Below are 17,758 nucleotides of genomic sequence, written 5' to 3'. Positions count from 1 at the left end.
ACGGAAGGCCATGTCAGGCACGGACGTCGTCGCCCGGCTTCCTCGGCACCTTGCAGCAGTGCTCCAGGTAAAGGGCCGCGCAGATGAGGATCACGCAGGCGACCAGCGACCCGCCGGCCAGGAAGAAGTCGCGCCGTGGCGTGTCCTGGTCCAGAAGCTGCAGGACGTGGACGACGAAGCCGGCGAACACCCCGGCGAGGGCCGCGCCGACGTACGCCGTCGCCTGGGCCAGGGCCGCCAGCCGGGCCACCGCCAGCGGCTCCACCGGCTTGGTGCCGGGCCTGCGCTCGATGCGCGCGCGGGTCATCCACCCGCTGTACGCCTCGCCGAGCGCCAGCAGGAGCACGGTCGGGATCGCGGTCCACGGAACGGTCGGCAGGTCGGAGTAGACCTTCTGCAACAGGCCCCACGTCACGACCGCGAAAGCGACCACCAGCAGCACGAGCACGCCGGGTCGGCTCGGTCTCACGCGATCCTCCTCGTTCTTCTGGGCGGCCCGGCATCCGTCGCGCCGGAAGGCCCGTCGTCATCGCCCGGCCGGCTCGAAAGCAGGCCACGACCTTTGCCCATGACAACCCTGCACCATGCGGACAACGTCCGGCCCGCCCCCCGAGTGCCCGCTGATCCCGTACCCGCTGACCCCGTGCCCGCCTGACCTCGCGTCCGCCTACTCGCCTGAACACGTCCGGTCCGCCTGAACACGTCCGGTCCGCCTGAACACGTCCGGCTCGCGTGCCCGCCGGTCCGCCTGACCGCGTGCGGCCGGCCGGTGGCGCGCGCCAGGACCGGGGCGGCCCGCGACCGCGGAGGTCAGCCGGGTGGCTGCAGCGCCAGGTCGGGGCGGAGCCGCACGCCCTTCTGGTCGAGGTCGGCGAGCAACCCCGCCACCGACCCCCGCCCGGGAAGAACCGCGCCGGGATCGGCCTGCGACCACGGGACCAGCACGAACGCGCGCTCGTGCGCGAGCGGATGCGGAAGCGTGAGCTCGGGATCGCCCGACAGCAGATCACCCACCATGATCAGGTCGACGTCGAGGGTGCGCGGCCCCCACGGCTCGGTGCGCACCCGCCCGAACGCCGTCTCGACGCCGAGGGCGCGCTCGAGGATGGCGCGCGGACCGAGCGTCATGGTGGTCCCGATCACGACGGCGTTCAGATATGGACGCTGGTCGGGCGGGCCCCCCACGGGGTCGGTCTCGTACACCGGGGACACCGCCACGAAATCGAGCCCGGGCGCGTCGAACAGCGCGTCCACCGCGCCTTGCAGCGTCTCGAAGCGGCGTCCGATGTTGCTGCCGAGCGCCAGAACGACCTTCATGCCCGCCTCCTTGTGACCGTCACCACCACGTCGTCGAACGGAAGCGGGATGGGCGCGGCGGGTTTGTGCACCTTGACCTCGGCTTCCTCGACCAGCTCACCGGCGAGGCAGGCATCGGCCAGGCGATGCGCCAGCGTCTCGATGAGGTTCACCGGCTCCCCCTCGACGATGGCGGCCAGCCGGAGCGCCAGGTCGCCGTAGTCGACCGTCTTGGCGAGATCGTCGCCCGCGGCGGCCGGAGCCGTGTCGAGATGGAGGGTGACGTCCACCACGAACTCCTGGCCCAGCTCGCGCTCGGCCGGCAGGCACCCATGCCTGCCCCGCGCCCGCAGGCCCACCAGGCTCACGCTGTCCACGGTGATCATCCCCCTAACTCGTACCGGCCGCACACGCCCGGAGCCTCACCGGAGCGGCCGAACCCGGACCCGCATCGCCGGAGCCCTTCCCCGACACCGGGCCCGGACACCTCCCCCGAAGCGCCACCCCGGCGGCCGGGAAGGCCGGGGCCTCGGCCGGACGGGGAACGGCGCCACCCGGAGGGGAGGTCACTCGTCGGTCTCTTCCTCGTCACCGTCACTCTGGAGGACCGGGGACCCGTGGTGGAACCAGAGCCGCCAGCCGCCACCGGTGCGGACGAAGGTGTTGGTCGCGACCACCCGGCCCGCGGCGAAGGTGGCATCCTCGGTGTCGGCGGCGGTCAGGATGTTCTCGGCGCAGGTGACCACCGCGACATCGCCGATCACGGTGGTGCGCACGTCGGTCAGCACGAACTGGATGTAGGGCGTGTTGGCCATGATCAGGGCCCATGCGCGCAGCACCTCGGCACGCCCGGTGAGCATGGGCCAGCCGGGGTGGACGCACATCGCCACCCGGTCATCGTCGTCCTCTGCCCAGATCTCGGTCATGCGGTCGAGGTCGCCGCCCTCGATGGCGGTGTAGAACGCCTCGTTGAGCTTCTCGATCTCAGCGTGGGTCGTGCTCATCGAACCCCCTCGCCGCCCTGCCAGGCGGCCGCGACACGGACGGCGTCGGCGTTGGGCCGCACCTGGTGGACCCGCACGCACCACGCGCCGGCGTGGGCCGCCAGTGCGGTGACGGCGAGCGTGGCGTCGTCCGACCGGGCGAACGGCCTCGGCGTGCCGTCGGGATCGGCGAGCAGGCGGCCGAGGAAACGCTTGCGCGACGCTCCGACGATGACCGGGTAGCCCAGTTCGTTGAGCCTGCCGATGGCGGCGAGCAACGGCCAGTTGTGCTCGGGCCGCTTGGCGAAGCCGAGCCCGGGGTCGACGACGATCTGCCGCTCGGCGACGCCCTCGGCGAGGACGGAGTCGACCCTCTTGCGGAGCTCTTCGATCACCTCGGTCACCACGTCGGAGTAGGCGGCCCTGCCCTCCATCTCGTGGCTGTGGCCGCGCCAGTGCATCACGACGTAGGGGACGCCGGCCGCCGCCACCACACGGGGCATCTCGGGATCGGCCAGGCCGCCGCTGACGTCGTTGACCAGGGCGGCGCCGGCCCGCACGGCGGCCTCGGCGACCTCGGCGCGCATGGTGTCGACGCTGACCGTGACCCCCTGCCGGGCGAGGGCGCGAATGACCGGCTCGACCCGGCGCAGCTCCTCGTCGAGGGAGACCCGGGCGGCGCCCGGACGTGTGGACTCGCCACCCACGTCGACGATGTCGGCCCCCTGCGCGACGAGGTCGAGGCCGTGGCTCACCGCGACGTCGGGGTCGAACCACTCGCCGCCGTCGGAGAAGGAGTCAGGGGTGACGTTGACCACGCCCATGACCAGACAGCGCCCCTCTCGGGGCAACCCCGGCACCTTCCATGTGGTCATGGCGTCAAGCCTAGGTGCTCCACGGTAACGATCTGCGCCATGGGTCCGGCTTGTGGATAACGAATCGACCCGGCACGGACGCGCCCGAGATGTCCCTCTCGCAGGAGCGGAAGCCGAAAGCCCTGCTAGCGGCGGCCGAGGATGAGGGCCATGGCCTCGGCGCGGGTCTTGTCGCTCTCGCGGAAGTCGCCGCGCACCGCCGAGGTGATGGTCTTGGCGCCCGGCTTGCGCACACCCCGCATCGTCATGCACAGGTGCTCGGCCTCGATGACGACGATGACGCCGCGCGGAGCGAGCACCGCCATCAGCGCGTCGGCGATCTGCGAGGTCATGCGCTCTTGCACCTGAGGCCGCCGGGCGTAGACGTCGACGAGCCTCGCGAGCTTGGACAGGCCGGTGATCTGGCCCTTCTCGTTCGGTATGTAGCCGACGTGGGCGACGCCGTGGAAGGGGACCAGGTGGTGCTCGCAGGTGGAGAACACCTCGATGTCCTTCACCAGGACCATCTCGTCGTGGTCGGCGTCGAAGACGGTGGTGAGCACCTCTTCGGGGCTCTGCCCCAGCCCGGCGAACTGCTCGGCGTAGGCGCGGGCGACCCGGGAGGGGGTGTCGAGCAGGCCGTCTCGGTCCGGATCTTCACCGATCGCGAGCAGGATCTCGCGAACGGCCCTCTCGATCCGGGCCGAGTCGACCTTGAGCAGTTTGACCGACACCCGTCAGGCCTCGTCCTTGGGCGCCGGAAGGTGGTGGTCGTTGGTCAGACCGGACCCCGGGACGGCCTGGCTGCCGGCCGGGAGCGCCGCGCCGTTGCCGTTACCCGCGATCTCCTTGGGGGTCAGGATGGGCGGACGGTCGGAGGGGAGCCGCTTGCCGTACCCGGAGTAGGAGGGCCGCTTCTCGCGCACGACCACCGGAGCGAAGATCTCAAGGACCTGCTGGCGGGACAGGGTCTCCTTCTCCATGAGCTCCAGCACGAGGTTGTCCAGCACGTCGCGGTACTGGACGAGGATCTCCCACGCCTGGTCGTGCCCGGCCTCGATGAGACGACGGACCTCTTCGTCGATCGTGGAGGCGATCTTCTCGGAGTAGTCGCGCTCGTGGCCCATGTCGCGGCCGAGGAAGACCTCGCTGTTGCCGGTGCCGAACTTGCGGGCGCCGAGGTGCTCGCTCATGCCGTACTCGGTGACCATGCGCCGCGCGATCGTGGTGGCCTTCTCGATGTCGTTGGCCGCGCCGGTCGTCGGCTCGTGGAAGACGAGCTCTTCGGCGGTGCGCCCGCCGAGCAGCATGGCCAGTTGGTCGAGCATCTCGGACCGCGTGGCGAGGAACTTGTCCTCCATGGGAAGGGTCATCGTGTAGCCCAGCGCCCGGCCGCGGGACAAGATGGTGATCTTGTGCACCGGGTCGGAGTTCGGCAGGGCGTGCGCCACCAGGGCGTGGCCGCCCTCGTGGTAGGCGATGATCTTCTTCTCCTGGTCGGACATGACCCGGCTCTTGCGCTCGGGACCTGCCATCACGCGGTCGATGGACTCCTCGAGGGTGTTCATCGTGATGAGCTTCTGGTCCTGGCGGGCGGTCAGCAGCGCCGCCTCGTTGATGACGTTCGCCAGGTCGGCGCCGGTGAACCCGGGGGTGCGCCGCGCGATGACGTCGAGGTCGACGTCCGGCGAGAACGGCTTGCCGCGGCCGTGGACGCGCAGGATGCCCTTGCGGCCCTCGAGGTCGGGGCGGTCGATGACGACCTGGCGGTCGAACCGGCCGGGACGCAGCAGTGCGGGGTCGAGGATGTCGGGCCGGTTGGTGGCCGCGATCAGGATCACGCCGCCCTTGACGTCGAAGCCGTCCATCTCGACCAGCAGCTGGTTCAGCGTCTGCTCGCGCTCGTCGTGGCCGCCGCCGAGGCCCGCGCCGCGGTGCCGGCCGACGGCGTCGATCTCGTCGATGAAGATGATCGCCGGAGCGTTGGCCTTGGCCTGCTCGAACAGGTCGCGAACGCGGGACGCGCCGACGCCGACGAACATCTCGACGAAGTCGGAGCCGGAGATCGAGTAGAACGGCACGCCCGCCTCGCCCGCGACCGCGCGGGCCAGCAGGGTCTTTCCGGTGCCGGGCGGGCCGTAGAGCAGGACGCCCTTGGGGATCTTGGCGCCGATCGCCTGGAACTTGGCCGGGGCCTGCAGGAACTCCTTGATCTCCTGGAGCTCCTCGATGGCCTCGTCGGCGCCCGCGACGTCGGCGAAGGTGGTCTTGGGGGTGTCCTTGGTGATCAGCTTGGCCTTGGACTTCCCGAAGTTCATCACCCGGGACCCGCCGCCCTGCATCTGGTTCATGAGGAACAGGAAGAGCAGGACGATGAAGACGAGCGGCAGGAAGCTCACCAGCAGGCCGACGAGGAAGTTCTCGGTCGGCACGGTGACCTTGTAGCCGTGCGGCAGCTTCTTCGCGTCAACCTGCGCCTGGAGCTGCTTCTGCAGCTCGACGCCCTGCCCCTGGACCCAGTACGCGTAGAAGCGATCCTCTCCGTTGATCTTCTGGAGGGTCTTGATCTCTACGCGCTGATCCTTGTCGACGATCACCGCGTTGTCGACATTGCCACTTTGGATCTGGCTGATGACGAACGAGGTGTCCTTCTGGGCATAGTTGCTGTTGCCGCTCCAGAATGTGGAGGCGAGCAGGAGCAGCACGACGATGCCCAGGATCCACAGCAGTGGCCCACGTGTAAATCGCTTGAGATCCATCCGATGCGGAACCCCTGCGGGCCCGTCCCTTCCTGAACACGGCCTGACGCCCCGGGCGAACCCAGGGTTAGCGGCATCCCGAACCGCTCCTGCTAATGACCCCCCGGAGGCGGTCGTACCTCCGGAGACATCCGAAGGTACACCGGGCCGCCGCGCAGGGTCACTGCTCCGGCGACACCGGCTTTGTCCTACCAACGTACGTCAGGCGGTCCCGTGTTCCCCACGACGAGATCGATTGACGGCGTATTACAGCACTTGGCGCGTTGGAACTTCGCTCAGGGCTTACTCCGCGCCGTAGACGTGGCGCGCCAGAGTGCCGATGAAGGGGAGATTGCGGAAGCGCTCGGCATAGTCGAGCCCATACCCGATCACGAATTCGTTGGGGATGTCGAAACCGACATATTTCACATCGATCGGCACCTTCACCGCCTCCGGCTTGCGGAGCAGGGTGCAGATCTCCACGGAGGCGGGGTTGCGCGACTGGAGGTTGTGCACCAGCCACGACAGGGTCAGCCCGGAGTCGATGATGTCCTCCACCACCAGCACGTGCCGCCCGGCGATGTCGGTGTCGAGGTCCTTGAGGGTCCTGACCACACCCGACGACTTGGTACCGGCCCCGTACGACGAGACGGCCATCCAGTCCATCTGCACCTCGACGTGCAGCGCGCGCGCCAGATCGGCCATGATCATGACCGCGCCCTTGAGCACCCCGACGATCAGGAGGTTCTTGCCCGCGTAGTCGGCGTCGATCTGCCCGGCGAGCTCCTTGATCTTCGCCTGAAGTTCTTCCTCGGGAATGAGGACCTTTTCGAGGTCCGTGCCCATGTCGGCTGCGTCCACCTGCGGTTTTCCTTCATGTGAGGGTGCTGGCGAATATCAGGGTGCCATACCGCCGGACCACCTCCACCCCCCCGGGTAGCTCAACCATCCGCTGGCCCCGCCACTGGGTGATCAGGCGGTCGACCTGCTCGATGTGCACGGCCGCCAGCGACGAGCCCGCCGCGCCGGCCGCCAGGGCCGCCCGCTGGATCACCCGGCGGCGCACGGCGGCCGGCAGCGCGGCCAGCTCGGTGACCGTCAGCCCGGCGCCGAGGTCCCTGAGCCGCGCGTAGACCTCGTCCGCCCACTCGTCGAGCGCGTCGGCGTCGTCCCTGCACAGCCCGGCGGTGCGGGCCAGCGCCTCGGTCACGCCGGGCCCGAGGGCCGCTTCGAGCACCGGGAGCACGTCATGGCGGACCCGGACCCGGGTGTAGGCGGGATCGGCGTTGTGCGGGTCCTCCCAGGGCGAGAGGCCCAGCGCCTCGCACGCGGCCCTGGTGGCCCGCCGCGCGACGCCGAGCAGGGGGCGCCGGTAGAGGCCCGTGCTCGCCGGCATGCCGGCCAGGGACCGGGTGCCGCTGCCCCGCGTGAGCCGCAGCAGCACGGTCTCGGCCTGATCCTCGCGCGTGTGCCCGAGCAGCACGGCCGCCGCCCCGAGCCGCTCGGCCGCCGCCGAGAGCGCCTGGTACCTCGCCTCCCGCGCCGCGGCCTCAGGCCCGCCGGCCGTGCCCACGGTGACCGTGAGTGCCTCGGCGGGCTCCAGCCCGAGCCCGCCCGCCAGACGGACGACCTCCTCGGCGCGCTCGCGCGACCCCTGTTGCAGCCCGTGGTCGACGGTCAGCAGCCCGGCGCGCAGGCCCAGCCGCGGCGCGGCGAACCCCAGGCAGGCCGCGAGCGCCAGCGAGTCGCCTCCGCCGCTGCACGCGGCCAGCACCAGGGCGCCCTGCGGCAGGCCGGCCAGCGAGTCGCGCACGGCGCGGCGGATCTCCGCGACGGCAGGATGCGGTCCCATGCCCCCTAGTGTGGTGCGCCCGGCCGGCGGCGCCGACCATCGGCCGGAATCAGCGCCTCAAGGCCGGGACAGGAGGTCAGGGCCTCATAGCCGGAGCCTCAAGCCGGGGTCTCAAGACCCAGGTCTCAAGACCCCGCCTCAAGGTCAGGCGTGCCCGTTGGCCGAGGGCAGCTCCGGGGCGCGCACCACGCGGGCGACCCACGCCTCGGGGTTGCGGATCTCGTTGTGGTCGGGCAGCGTCGCGGGCGAGCCCCAGACGCGGTTGAACCCGTCGACGCCGACCTCGTCGACGACCTTGCGCACGAAGGCGGCCCCCTCGGCGTACTGCTTGAGCTTGAGATCGACGCCGAGCAGGCGTCTGACCGTCTTGTCGAACCGAGAGCCGCCGTGCCTGCGGTGCTGGAACTTGGCCCGGATGTCGGCCACCGAGGGCACCACGGCCGGCCCGACGGCGTCCATCACATAGTCGCCATGGCCCTCGACCAGGGTCATCACGGCCGTCAGACGGTCGAGGATCTCCTTCTGCTCGGGGGTCTGGATGGCGTCGATGAGGTTGCTGTCGCCGCCCTTGATCGCGTCGGCGACGGCGTCGGAGGCCGCGCGCAGGCGCTCGAGCATGGTGCCGAGGTCGATGTCGGAGGCGAGCAGGAACTGGGTCATCTGGCCGCGCACGTACTCGCGCAGCCAGGACACGCCGGTGAACTGCACGCGGTGGGTCTCTTCGTGCAGGCAGACCCACAGCCTGAAGTCACGAGGGTTCACGCCGAGCTCGCGCTCGGTGTGCACGATGTTGGGCGCCACCAGGGTCAGCCGCCCCGTCGGCGCCCGCCCGCTCGGGTCCGGGGGCAGGAACAGCTCGTACTGCCCGAGCACGCGCGTGGCCAGGAACGCCAGCACCGCGCCCACCTCCACACCCGTGACGCGCGATCCCACCGCGCCCACGAAGGCCGGGATCTGCGTGCGCTGGGCGTTCATGCGCTCGGTCAGCGGCTCGAGGACGACCCGGAAGCCCTCGACGTTCGCGCGGATCCACCCCGGGCGGTCGACGACCGTGGCCTCTTCGGGCTCGGCCGCGCCGTTGATGCGGGCGAACTCTTGCACGTGGCCCTCAGCCTCGCGCGAGAGCCGCCGGAGTTCGGTGACGGCATGCCGGGCCTCCTCTCGGCTCACCTGTGGCCCGGGTCGTACAAGGCGCACGCCGGTCGAGACGGCCAGATCCCAGTCGATCACCTGCATGTTCACCACCGTACGTCGTGCGGCGCGGTTATGGGCAACCGCATCCGCTGACGAGCGCGGCCAGCCGGTCGAGCGCCGCCACGGCTCCGTCGGGATCCTTCACCTTGTCGGCCATGAACGCGAAGGCCAGCAGCCGGCCGTCGGCGGTCCTGGAGAGCCCCGTCAGGGTGTTCACCCCGTTCAACGTGCCCGTTTTGGCCCGCACCACTCCCGCCGCCGACCTGCTGCCCTTCTCGTCGTACCTGTGGCCGAGCGTGCCGGTGAACCCGGCGACGGGCAGCCCGCTGATCACGGCGTGCAGGCGCGGGTTGGCCGGAGCGGCCGACAGGGCGATCAGGCGGGCGAGCGCGGCGGGCGTGATGCGGTTGCGGGTCGACAGCCCGCTGCCGTCGTACACCCTCACGCCGCCCGCGACGCCGAGCCGCTTCAGCGTCCCCTGGACGGCCTGGGCGACGCCCGAGAACGTGCCTCCCCTGCCTTCCTTGACCGCCACCAGGTGGGCGAGCGCCTCGGCCAGGTCGTTGTCGCTCTCGGTCAGCATGTGCTCGACCAGCTCGTACACCGGCGGCGACTCGACCCTGGCGACCTCGGCGGCCGTGGCCGCGGCGCCGGCCCGCTTGATCGACTTGCCGACCTTGACGCCGTCGCGGCGCAGCAGGGACGCGAACGCCTCGGCCGCCGAGCGCGGCGGGTCGCCGTACCGCGCCGAGCCTCGCGGATCTTGGCGGCCCTCGTCGATGGTCAGCGCCGTCACCGGGGCGACGCTGCCCTCAGGCACGTACCCCGGCTTCCAGCCAGGAGCGGTGCGCGGCCCGCCGAACAGCGAGTCGTCGTAGGACAAGGTCACGGACGAGACGCCCGCGGTCTTCAACGCGCGGGCGGTGCGGGAGGCGAGGACGGCCAGCGAGGCGAAGCGGGGCGAAGAGGCCGACCCGGTCGCCCTCGGCCCGGCGAGCGTCGGATCGCCGCCGCCGACCAGCGTGATCGCGCCGGGCCGCCGCTGGACGACACGGGTGGCCACGCGGGTGTCGGGGCCGAGTGAGGTGAGCGCCGCGACGGCGGTCGCCACCTTGGTCGTGGAGGCGGGGGTGAGACCGGTGTCCGCCTTGCTGCCGTACAGTGTGCTGCCCCCGGCGACGTCGACCACGACCGCGCCGACGCTGCCGCCGAGCGCGGAGTCGCCGAGGGCTCGGGAGATCCGGGCGGCCAAAGTGCCCTTCGCGGGGAGAGGCCCGTCCGGAGCCGGCCGCAACACCGGGCCGGCGGTCACGACGGCGACGGGCGGGCGCGTCGGTGCGGGGCTCGCGGCCGGGCCCTTCGCCTCCGGCGCGTCAGGCCCGCCACGGGTGAGGAAGTAGGCGCCGGCGGCGCAGACGAAGAGCTGGAGCAGGGCGAGGGTCGTCACAGCGACCAAGCGCTCGCGCCGCACCACCTCACCGACCTCTTTCCCGAATGCGTCATCCTGGATATACGCCTACGAGACATTAACGCCCACCCCGGAGTGTCCGGGAGGCTTGAGCGGAGGAACCGCAGTGGAGTTCGACGTTGTCGTTGAGATCCCCAAGGGACAACGCAACAAGTACGAGGTCGATCACAAGACGGGCCGCATCCGGCTGGACCGCCTTCTTTTCACCTCCACGCAGTACCCCGCCGACTACGGCTTCATCGAGCACACCCTCGGCGAGGACGGCGACCCGCTGGACGCGCTCGTCCTGCTGCAGGAGCCGACGTTCCCCGGCTGCCTGATCAGCTGCCGGGCCGTGGGCATGTTCCGGATGACCGACGAGAAGGGCGGCGACGACAAGGTGCTGTGCGTCCCGGCCACCGACCCTCGCATGGAGCACATCCGCGACATCCACCACGTGCCGGAGTTCGACCGGCTCGAGATCCAGCACTTCTTCGAGGTCTACAAGGACCTTGAGCCCGGCAAGTCCGTCGAGGGCGCCAACTGGGTCGGCCGGACGGAGGCCGAGATCGAGATCCACCGTTCGATCAAGCGCCATCTCGACCACGAGGCCACCATCGAGAGCGAGGCCACCGCCGAGAGCGGGTACCCGGACACCGCCGAGCACTGATCGCGCCCGCGAGGGCCGTCGCGGCGGGCCGGCACGTCGCGGCGGACCGGCGCGTCTCCGCGGACCGGCGCGTCCCCGCGGCGGGCCGGTGCGTCCCGGCCACTTCACCCGGCTCACGCGGCGCCTCGGCGCCCCGGCCGCACGGCGGCGTGCGTCGTGTGGCATCGCCCACCCCCCACCCGAATCGCCACGCGGAGAACGACCCCTGGGCGGCGAGTGCCGTCGCGCCCCCACCGACAGGCTTCCCCGCGGCGTCACCGCGCACACGCCCTTTGACTACTCCGCGTGACAGTCGAGGCGCAGCAGGCGGGAGATCCACGGGCGGACCCCGGCGCCCGTCGGCAGCGGGCCGCGAGGGTAGGTGAACACCGGCGCCTCGCGCTCGTACGCCGCGCCCAGTTCGGCGGCCTTGCACCAGTCGGCGACCGTGCGGCACACGGCCCAGGCCGCGCCGAGCGCGGGCCTGGCCTCCGGATGCCGCTCCCAGATGCGCATCAGGGTCACGGTGGCCTGGGCGGCGGTGTACCCGTCGTCGGGATAGGCGGTGCCGGCGAGATAGGGCGCCGTGACCTGGCCGGCGAACCGGGTGTCGAGCACCCACGTCCAGTTGGCGACCACCAGGGTGAGCACGGGGCCAGGGACGACGGAGGCGGCGCCGTACATGAGCTGCTGGCGCGGGCCGGCGAGACGGCGGCCCGGCCACAGCCAGCTCACGTCGGCGGGAGGCTCGCCGTTCGACAGCCACGACAGCACTGCGAGCCCGCGGGCGGTCTGCAGGCGGCACAGTTCGAGCACGTCGCGCAGCATGCGCGGCCCCGGGTCGAGCCAGACCGGCCAGTCGACGCGGTGGACACGGGGCACCAGGGCCGAAAGCGCGGGCGCGACCGGCCGCGGGAAGACCCGGGAGCCCAGAGGGGAATCGTCACTGACGGTGAACACGGCCGGCGGCCTGGGGCGGGATCGCCGGGACGGCCGGGACGCCGGCCGAGGACCCGCCGCCCGAGCCGGTGGGGGCGGCGGAGGACGTGCCGCCCGAGCCGGTGGGCGCGGGTGAGGAGGTGGCGGTCGGCGCGGGCCGGGTTCTGGGCGGGCAGGGGGTGCGCCTCGGATGGTGCTGGTGGGTGGCCGTCGGCGCGGGAAGAGGAGGCCGCTGACGCGGCGGGCGGGGAGGGGTCGGGGGCGGCGGGGCCGTGGGCGGCTCACCGGACGGGGGGCGCGGGGTCGGCTTGGCGGTCGGCGCGGGCGAGGACGACCGGGACGGCTTGGGGGCGCGCGTGGACGGGGACGGAGGCAAGGGCACGCGCGGCGGGACGAAGGCGGCCGCGTGGGGCCCGATGGCCGCGACGGGCGCCATCGGCCGGGCCGCCCGCGGGTCTCGCGTGCCGCCCGCGACCGGCGTGAGCGACGCGGAAGGCGTGGCGGGACGGGTGCCCGACGGCACGGGAGCGGCGGTGAGCGAAGGCCCTGGAACGGTCAGGGCGGCATATTCGCCGCTGGCGGCGGGGTTCTCGGCGTCGCGGACCGCGCCGACCAGCACGACGGCGACTACGACGATCGCGAGCGCCGCCACAGCGCCCGCAAGGACCGCAGGCCCCCGCCGAGCCCTTTTGGTCTCGCGAAGGGGAAACCCATGGGGGTCGAGCAGGCCGGTGCGGCGGGCGACGAACCGGCGGTAGGGCACGAGCTCGGGGTCGATGAAACAGCTCATCACGCGCACCCGCAGAGTCTCGGGCAGCTCGGCCACCGGCAGCAGGTTGAAGACCTTGGCGGCCGAGACCTGGCGCTCGCGGTGGGGCCCGCAGACGGCACAGTGCTCGGTGTGCTCGAGGAGCAGCTCGCGTGTCCGGGCGTCGAGCACGCGGGAGAACGCCTCGGTGTCCGCCGTACCGGACGACGCCTCGGTGTCCGCCGTATTGGACGACGCCTCGGTGTCCGCCTCGCGGGAGAAGTCCTCGGTGTCCGCCGCGCCGGAGACCTCCTCGCCGGAGAAGGTCTGGCCGTGCGTCCCGGGAGCCTCGCCGGGCGTGCCGGGGAAGGTCTCGGCGCCGGGCAGGCCCGCCAGGATCTGGGCCCGCTCCGCGCAGGCGGGCGAGGCGTTGCGGGCGAGGATCTCGGTGGTGACGAGGTCCTGCAGGCGGTAGGAGGCGGCCTGGCGGAGCTGCTCGGCCTGCGCGGCGGTGGTGCCGAGCACGGCGGCGAGCTCGTGCTCGGGGATGGCGTGCCGGGCGAGCAGGTCGAGGACCTCGCGCTCGTCCTCGGGCAGGGCCGCGACGGCGTTCACTGCCACCAGCCGCAGCTCGCCGTCGGAGGCGCCGCCGGCCATCGCGCCGATCTCGGTGTCGTCGCCGGCCGGCATCGCCTGGAGGGCCGAGCGCCTGCGCGCGCACTCGCCCCTCGCCAGCGCGTAGAGCCAGACCCGCAGCCGCTCGGGGTCGGCGAGGGCGTGCACGTGGGCCTCCGCCGCGATCAGCGTGTCGCGCAGGGCGACCTGGGCGCTGTCGGAGCTTTCGAGCAGTGTCCGGGCGTATCTGTAGATGCTCTCGGCGTGGGTGTCGTAGAGGGCAGCGAGGGCCCCAGGATCGCGGGCGCGGAGTGCCTCGACCAGGACGCTGTCATTCATGTGACCGACAGTAAAGGCTAGGTAACTGCTCGCTCCACCGTTTCCCGGTCAATGACCTGGCTTGTATTAATACCGTAATGAACACCGGCGAGATCGTCCGGGGCGACCTGCGGGCGATATGCACATCAAATTCGACAAATCACCATTCCGTAGGCAGCAGGGCCCCATGAACAGGGAAAAGACGCCGAACAAGCCGTGCGACCACACCGACCCCCACCCCTCTTCATCACCATTTGATGGCAATTCTTATGACGCGGGCAAGGCATGGCGCCGCTTTCCGTACGCGGGCCGTTCAGACCGCCACGCGCAACCCGGCCTGCTCGCATCCGCGCACGAGGGCGTCCAGGCCGAGGGCCTCCACAGGCCCCACGGCTCCGCAGGCGCTCACGCCCGCGGTGGCGGCGGTGATGGCCGCCCACGCCAGCACGCGCGCGGTGAAGTCGTAGGGATCACCGCCGTGCAGCTCGACCGAGGCGATCTTCTTGCCGCGCCGGTCGTACGCCTCGGCGACGATCTGCGAGGTGATCTCGGCGCCGTCCGGCGCCTGACCGCCCTGACCACCCTGGCCTCCCGACTTGATGACCCGGTCGGCGACGGCCTCGGTGACACGCTTGGCCCCCGGGATCGCCGCGATGAACGGCGTCGCCTTGGCCAGCACGCCCGCGGCCCTGGTGAGACCGCCGAGCCACCCGAGGTAGACGTTGACCTCGCGCAGGCCGGAATGCAGGCGGGGCAGGGCGAAATGCTCCGAGGCGCCGACGGACAGCGCGTGCCTGGCCCGGCCGTCCACGGTGAAGACGCGGGTGCGTCCCTGTTCGCGCAGGATGCGGCCGTCGCGGAAGCCGTACATCGGATCCAGGAGCATGCCGAGGGCCGAGGCCCGCGTCCCCGCGCTCGCCCGGCGCGCCATGTTGCCCCGGAGGAAGTATCCGACGTCCACGCGTACCGCTTCCGCCCCCGCCTTGCGCAGCGCGAGCGACGCCGCGAGGTTCCCGGGCACGTAGTCATAGCCGAACGCGGTCAGCAACGTGGCGCCCGACGCGGCCGCCGCCGGCCCGTACCGCTGGAAGATCCGCCGGATGAACGTCGGCTCCCCCGTGGAGTCCAGGTACACCCCGCCGGCCTCGATCGCCGCCTCGACGGCGGGCTCCCCCCAGCGGGCGAACGGCCCCACGGTGGAGATCAGCACGGTCCCCGGCTCGATGATCCGCCGCAGCGTGGCCGGCCTGTTCACGTCGGCGACCTCGGTCGGCAGCTCCACCGGCAACGACGAGACCAGAGCCTCGAGCCGCCGCGGGTCGCGTCCCGCCAGCACTGGGTGGGCGCCGCACGCGAGAAGCGCGTCGACGGTGAGCCTGCCGGTGAACCCGGTGGCTCCGAACAGGACTATCCGGGGGGACGTCATGTAAGTACCGTAACCCGCCGGTGATTTCAAGATCCATAGGGAGGTCGGCCGGCTGCCGCCGGAGATGGGAATGGTCAGGCCGGCGCTCACGGCCGTCGGTCGACCGGCATCGCCTGATATCCGCGATCCCTGGCGAACGGCGGGGTGCGCGGCCGGGCGCCGTTCGCGGAGATCGCGCCGCTCATGGCCAGTTCCTCGTACGGCCTGCCGCTCGAACCCCACGTGCGGGCGGTGATGTCGGTCCGCGCCACCGGGCCCGTCCCGTTGAGGCTGTCCACGGTGAGGACGAACCTGCGCGGCGCGCCGGCGTGCACGTCGTCCACGTACGTGCTCGCGCCGCCCACCAGCCTGCCGTCCTTGTCCCGGAGCAGCGCCGTCACCACCAGGCTGGTCGCCGCCTTCTGGTAGGGATTGCCGACCGCGCCGGTCACCAGGTGGGAGCCGTTGCCGAGCTTCTCGGTATTGGGCGAGGAGATCGGGAACGGCACGTACGCCGACGGGATGCGCGTCGCCTGCCGCCAGACGGCCGGCTTGTAGGTGAGCTTCACGTCCACCGGCCTGGCCGACGCCGTCGCCTGGCCGGTGAACTTCAGCGAACCCGACGGCGGCACGGCGTCCAGAGGCTGCTCCATGCGGACCACCTCCTTGCCGGCGGCGTCCTTGCCCACCACCGTCGCGGCGACGTTCTCGCCGAAGTACCAGCGGTTGGGGTTGCTGATGACGCCCGCCCACGTCACCACGTAGCCACCCGTCCCCTGGGTGACCGACGACGTCTGCTCCTTGATGACGAGCGGCTTGAGCTGCGGCCGCTTCGGCCCCTGCTCGCCACCGCCCCCGCACCCGCCTAGCGGCGCCGCCGCCGCCAGAGCGAGTGCCAGTGCGAGTGCTGTCGTGTGTCGACTACGCTGGGTCACAAGGCCGTCATAGCCCGGCCAGTCGGGCGTGACTCCTCCGACACGCGCAAGCCGCGCCAAATCTTTACGGCTCGGTCACCGTGTCCACGACTCGGCGCCGGTCAGCGCTCGCGGACCACCCGCGCCTCGTCCCACACCGGCTCGGGCGCCTCGTACACCCGGCCGTCGGCGCCGAAGACCAGGAAGCGGTCGAAGTCGGCGGCGAACCAGCGGTCGTGCGTGACGGCCATCACCGTGCCGTCGAAGAGGCCGAGCCCTTCCTGGAGCGCCTCGGCGCTCGCCAGGTCGAGGTTGTCGGTCGGCTCGTCCAGCAGCAGGAGCGTCGCGCCCGACAGCTCCAGCAGCAGGATCTGCAGCCTGGCCTGCTGGCCGCCCGACAGCGTCTCGAAGCGCTGCTCGGCGGTGCTCCCTGCCAGCTCGTAACGGGCCAGGGCCTTCATCGCCTCGTTCTTCAACCTGGCGTGCTCGGTCATGACGATCTCGCAGGGAGTGCGTCCCCGCAGCTCGGGCCGGGCGTGGGTCTGCGCGAAGTGCCCCGGGACCACCCGCGCGCCGAGCCGGGCGACGCCGGTGTGCCCGACCTCGTCGCCGCCGAGCAGGCGCAGGAAGTGCGACTTGCCCGACCCGTTCGAACCGAGCACCGCCACCCGCTCGCCGTACCAGACCTCGAGGTCGAAGGGCCGCATGAGGCCGGTGAGCTCGAGGCCCTCGCAGATCACCGCCCGTTTGCCGGTGCGCCCGCCGCGCAGGCGCATGCTGATGAACTGGTCCTTGGGCGCCACCTCGGGCGGCCCGGCCTCCTCGAACCGCCGCAGCCGCGTCTGGGCGGCGTGGTAGGCCGGGGCCATGCCGTCGTTGTACATGGCCTTCTGCTTGAGCATCGCGACCAGGCGTTTGATCTTGGCGTGTTCCTCGTCCCAGCGGCGGCGCAGCTCGTCCAGTCGCTCGTTGCGCTCTTTGCGCGCGGCGGCGTAGGTCGCGAAGCCGCCGCCGTGGATCCACACGTTGCCCGACTCGACGGTGACGATGCGGCCGGCGGCGTTGGCCAGGAGCTGGCGATCGTGCGAGACGAGCAGCACCGTCTTGGGCGTCTCTCTGAGCGCCTGTTCGAGCCACAGCTTTCCGGGCACGTCGAGGTAGTTGTCCGGCTCGTCCAGCAGCAGGACCTGGTCGGGGCCGCGCAGCAGGGCCTCCAGCACCAGGCGCTTCTGCTCGCCGCCGGACAGCGTGTTGACCTCGCGGTACTTGACGTTGTCGTACGGGGCGCCGAGCGCCGCCATCGTGCAGGTGTCCCAGAGGACCTCGATGTCGTACCCGCCGGCGTCGGTGAAGTCGGTGATGGCCTGGGCGTAGCGCATCTGCGTCTTCTCGTCGTCGCGCTCCATCATGGCCAGCTCGGTCTCGTTGAGCCGGTGCGCCGCCTCGCGCACCCGCTCGGGGGCCACCGACAGCAGCAGATCTTGTACGGTGCGGCCGTCGCGGATGCCGCCGATGAACTGGCGCATGACGCCGAGGCCGCCGGAGGAGGCGACGCTGCCCTCGACCGGTCGCACATCTCCGGCGATGAGACGCATCAGCGTCGTCTTCCCCGCCCCGTTGGGCCCGACCAGGGCCGCCTTGACGCCCTCACCGACGCGGAAGGAGACCTCGTTAAGCAACGGGCGTCCATCCGGCAGTACGTACGTCAGACGGCCGACCTCTACATGCGCCACGACGACCTCCCCAGCCTTCTCGCGGAGGGTACCCATCGCAGGCCCGCGCGCGCACCCCGATTTCCCGCCCGAA

General features: G+C 71.6%; 17 protein-coding genes. 1 reads left to right on the top strand and 16 read right to left on the bottom strand.

Features of this window, described 5'->3' with window-relative positions; all coding sequences use genetic code 11:
- Window positions 1-13 precede the first annotated feature (13 nt).
- From ACFO60_RS23420 to dacB, 11 genes are all read right to left on the bottom strand, one after another.
- Window positions 14-469 (bottom strand): DUF3180 domain-containing protein, encoded by a 456-nt coding sequence (locus ACFO60_RS23420; RefSeq protein WP_380843461.1) that lies wholly within the window; start codon window positions 467-469, stop codon window positions 14-16.
- Window positions 470-810: 341 nt separating this feature from the next.
- Window positions 811-1,317, bottom strand: a complete 507-nt coding sequence (gene folK, locus ACFO60_RS23415; protein WP_380843459.1) for a 2-amino-4-hydroxy-6-hydroxymethyldihydropteridine diphosphokinase — start codon at window positions 1,315-1,317, stop codon at window positions 811-813.
- Window positions 1,314-1,682: a dihydroneopterin aldolase gene (gene folB / locus ACFO60_RS23410; RefSeq protein WP_380843457.1), complete on the bottom strand. Its 369-nt coding sequence runs from the start codon at window positions 1,680-1,682 to the stop codon at window positions 1,314-1,316. Before folB ends, folK begins: the two co-directional genes overlap by 4 nt.
- A 180-nt stretch (window positions 1,683-1,862) precedes the next feature.
- Window positions 1,863-2,300: a nuclear transport factor 2 family protein gene (locus ACFO60_RS23405; protein ID WP_380843455.1), complete on the bottom strand. Its 438-nt coding sequence runs from the start codon at window positions 2,298-2,300 to the stop codon at window positions 1,863-1,865.
- Window positions 2,297-3,154 (bottom strand): dihydropteroate synthase, encoded by an 858-nt coding sequence (gene folP, locus ACFO60_RS23400; RefSeq protein ID WP_380843453.1) that lies wholly within the window; start codon window positions 3,152-3,154, stop codon window positions 2,297-2,299. Before folP ends, ACFO60_RS23405 begins: the two co-directional genes overlap by 4 nt.
- A 125-nt stretch (window positions 3,155-3,279) precedes the next feature.
- Window positions 3,280-3,867 (bottom strand): GTP cyclohydrolase I FolE, encoded by a 588-nt coding sequence (folE, locus tag ACFO60_RS23395; RefSeq protein ID WP_380843451.1) that lies wholly within the window; start codon window positions 3,865-3,867, stop codon window positions 3,280-3,282.
- Between the two features lie 3 nt (window positions 3,868-3,870).
- Entirely contained in the window at window positions 3,871-5,892 is a 2,022-nt protein-coding gene (gene ftsH / locus ACFO60_RS23390; protein WP_380843449.1) for an ATP-dependent zinc metalloprotease FtsH, read from the bottom strand.
- 282 nt (window positions 5,893-6,174) lie between these two features.
- Window positions 6,175-6,732: a hypoxanthine phosphoribosyltransferase gene (gene hpt, locus ACFO60_RS23385; RefSeq protein WP_380843447.1), complete on the bottom strand. Its 558-nt coding sequence runs from the start codon at window positions 6,730-6,732 to the stop codon at window positions 6,175-6,177.
- A 13-nt stretch (window positions 6,733-6,745) separates the two neighbouring features.
- Window positions 6,746-7,723, bottom strand: a complete 978-nt coding sequence (tilS, locus tag ACFO60_RS23380) for a tRNA lysidine(34) synthetase TilS (protein WP_380843445.1) — start codon at window positions 7,721-7,723, stop codon at window positions 6,746-6,748.
- A gap of 144 nt (window positions 7,724-7,867) precedes the next feature.
- Entirely contained in the window at window positions 7,868-8,959 is a 1,092-nt protein-coding gene (locus ACFO60_RS23375) for a zinc-dependent metalloprotease (RefSeq protein ID WP_380843443.1), read from the bottom strand.
- Window positions 8,960-8,987: 28 nt separating this feature from the next.
- Window positions 8,988-10,364: a D-alanyl-D-alanine carboxypeptidase/D-alanyl-D-alanine endopeptidase gene (gene dacB / locus ACFO60_RS23370; RefSeq protein WP_380843645.1), complete on the bottom strand. Its 1,377-nt coding sequence runs from the start codon at window positions 10,362-10,364 to the stop codon at window positions 8,988-8,990.
- Window positions 10,365-10,491: 127 nt separating this feature from the next.
- On the opposite strand from dacB, the gene ACFO60_RS23365 reads away from it, so the two are divergent.
- A complete protein-coding gene (locus ACFO60_RS23365) occupies window positions 10,492-11,034 on the top strand; it encodes an inorganic diphosphatase (RefSeq protein ID WP_380843441.1) in 543 nt (180 codons plus the stop codon).
- Window positions 11,035-11,310: 276 nt separating this feature from the next.
- Here ACFO60_RS23365 and ACFO60_RS23360 read toward each other — a convergent pair whose 3' ends face one another.
- From ACFO60_RS23360 to ACFO60_RS23340, 5 genes are all read right to left on the bottom strand, one after another.
- Window positions 11,311-11,973, bottom strand: coding sequence for a hypothetical protein (locus ACFO60_RS23360; RefSeq protein WP_380843439.1), 663 nt, complete (start codon window positions 11,971-11,973; stop codon window positions 11,311-11,313).
- The gene (locus ACFO60_RS23355; RefSeq protein ID WP_380843437.1) at window positions 11,957-13,654 is read right to left on the bottom strand and encodes a hypothetical protein; all 1,698 of its coding nucleotides are present in this window, start codon (window positions 13,652-13,654) and stop codon (window positions 11,957-11,959) included. Before ACFO60_RS23355 ends, ACFO60_RS23360 begins: the two co-directional genes overlap by 17 nt.
- Before the next feature lie 292 nt (window positions 13,655-13,946).
- Complete coding sequence (locus ACFO60_RS23350) at window positions 13,947-15,059, bottom strand: saccharopine dehydrogenase family protein (protein ID WP_380843435.1); 1,113 nt, start codon at window positions 15,057-15,059, stop codon at window positions 13,947-13,949.
- A gap of 86 nt (window positions 15,060-15,145) precedes the next feature.
- Window positions 15,146-15,973: an FxLYD domain-containing protein gene (locus ACFO60_RS23345; RefSeq protein WP_380843433.1), complete on the bottom strand. Its 828-nt coding sequence runs from the start codon at window positions 15,971-15,973 to the stop codon at window positions 15,146-15,148.
- A gap of 101 nt (window positions 15,974-16,074) precedes the next feature.
- Window positions 16,075-17,685 (bottom strand): ABC-F family ATP-binding cassette domain-containing protein, encoded by a 1,611-nt coding sequence (locus ACFO60_RS23340; protein WP_380843431.1) that lies wholly within the window; start codon window positions 17,683-17,685, stop codon window positions 16,075-16,077.
- Between the last annotated feature and the right edge of the window lie 73 nt (window positions 17,686-17,758).

This window comes from Sphaerisporangium dianthi (genome assembly GCF_042654065.1).
GTDB lineage: Bacteria > Actinomycetota > Actinomycetes > Streptosporangiales > Streptosporangiaceae > Sphaerisporangium > Sphaerisporangium dianthi.
Note: the sequence above shows the minus strand (reverse complement) of the source record. Positions and strands in the feature narration are given on the sequence as shown.

Coding starts and splice junctions, on each gene's coding strand:
- folK (WP_380843459.1), bottom strand. CDS start 1,317: ATGAAGGTCGTTCTGGCGCTCGGCAGCAACATCGGACGCCGCTTCGAG.
- folB (WP_380843457.1), bottom strand. CDS start 1,682: ATGATCACCGTGGACAGCGTGAGCCTGGTGGGCCTGCGGGCGCGGGGC.
- ACFO60_RS23405 (WP_380843455.1), bottom strand. CDS start 2,300: ATGAGCACGACCCACGCTGAGATCGAGAAGCTCAACGAGGCGTTCTAC.
- folP (WP_380843453.1), bottom strand. CDS start 3,154: ATGACCACATGGAAGGTGCCGGGGTTGCCCCGAGAGGGGCGCTGTCTG.
- ftsH (WP_380843449.1), bottom strand. CDS start 5,892: ATGGATCTCAAGCGATTTACACGTGGGCCACTGCTGTGGATCCTGGGC.
- tilS (WP_380843445.1), bottom strand. CDS start 7,723: ATGGGACCGCATCCTGCCGTCGCGGAGATCCGCCGCGCCGTGCGCGAC.
- ACFO60_RS23375 (WP_380843443.1), bottom strand. CDS start 8,959: ATGCAGGTGATCGACTGGGATCTGGCCGTCTCGACCGGCGTGCGCCTT.
- ACFO60_RS23355 (WP_380843437.1), bottom strand. CDS start 13,654: ATGAATGACAGCGTCCTGGTCGAGGCACTCCGCGCCCGCGATCCTGGG.
- ACFO60_RS23350 (WP_380843435.1), bottom strand. CDS start 15,059: ATGACGTCCCCCCGGATAGTCCTGTTCGGAGCCACCGGGTTCACCGGC.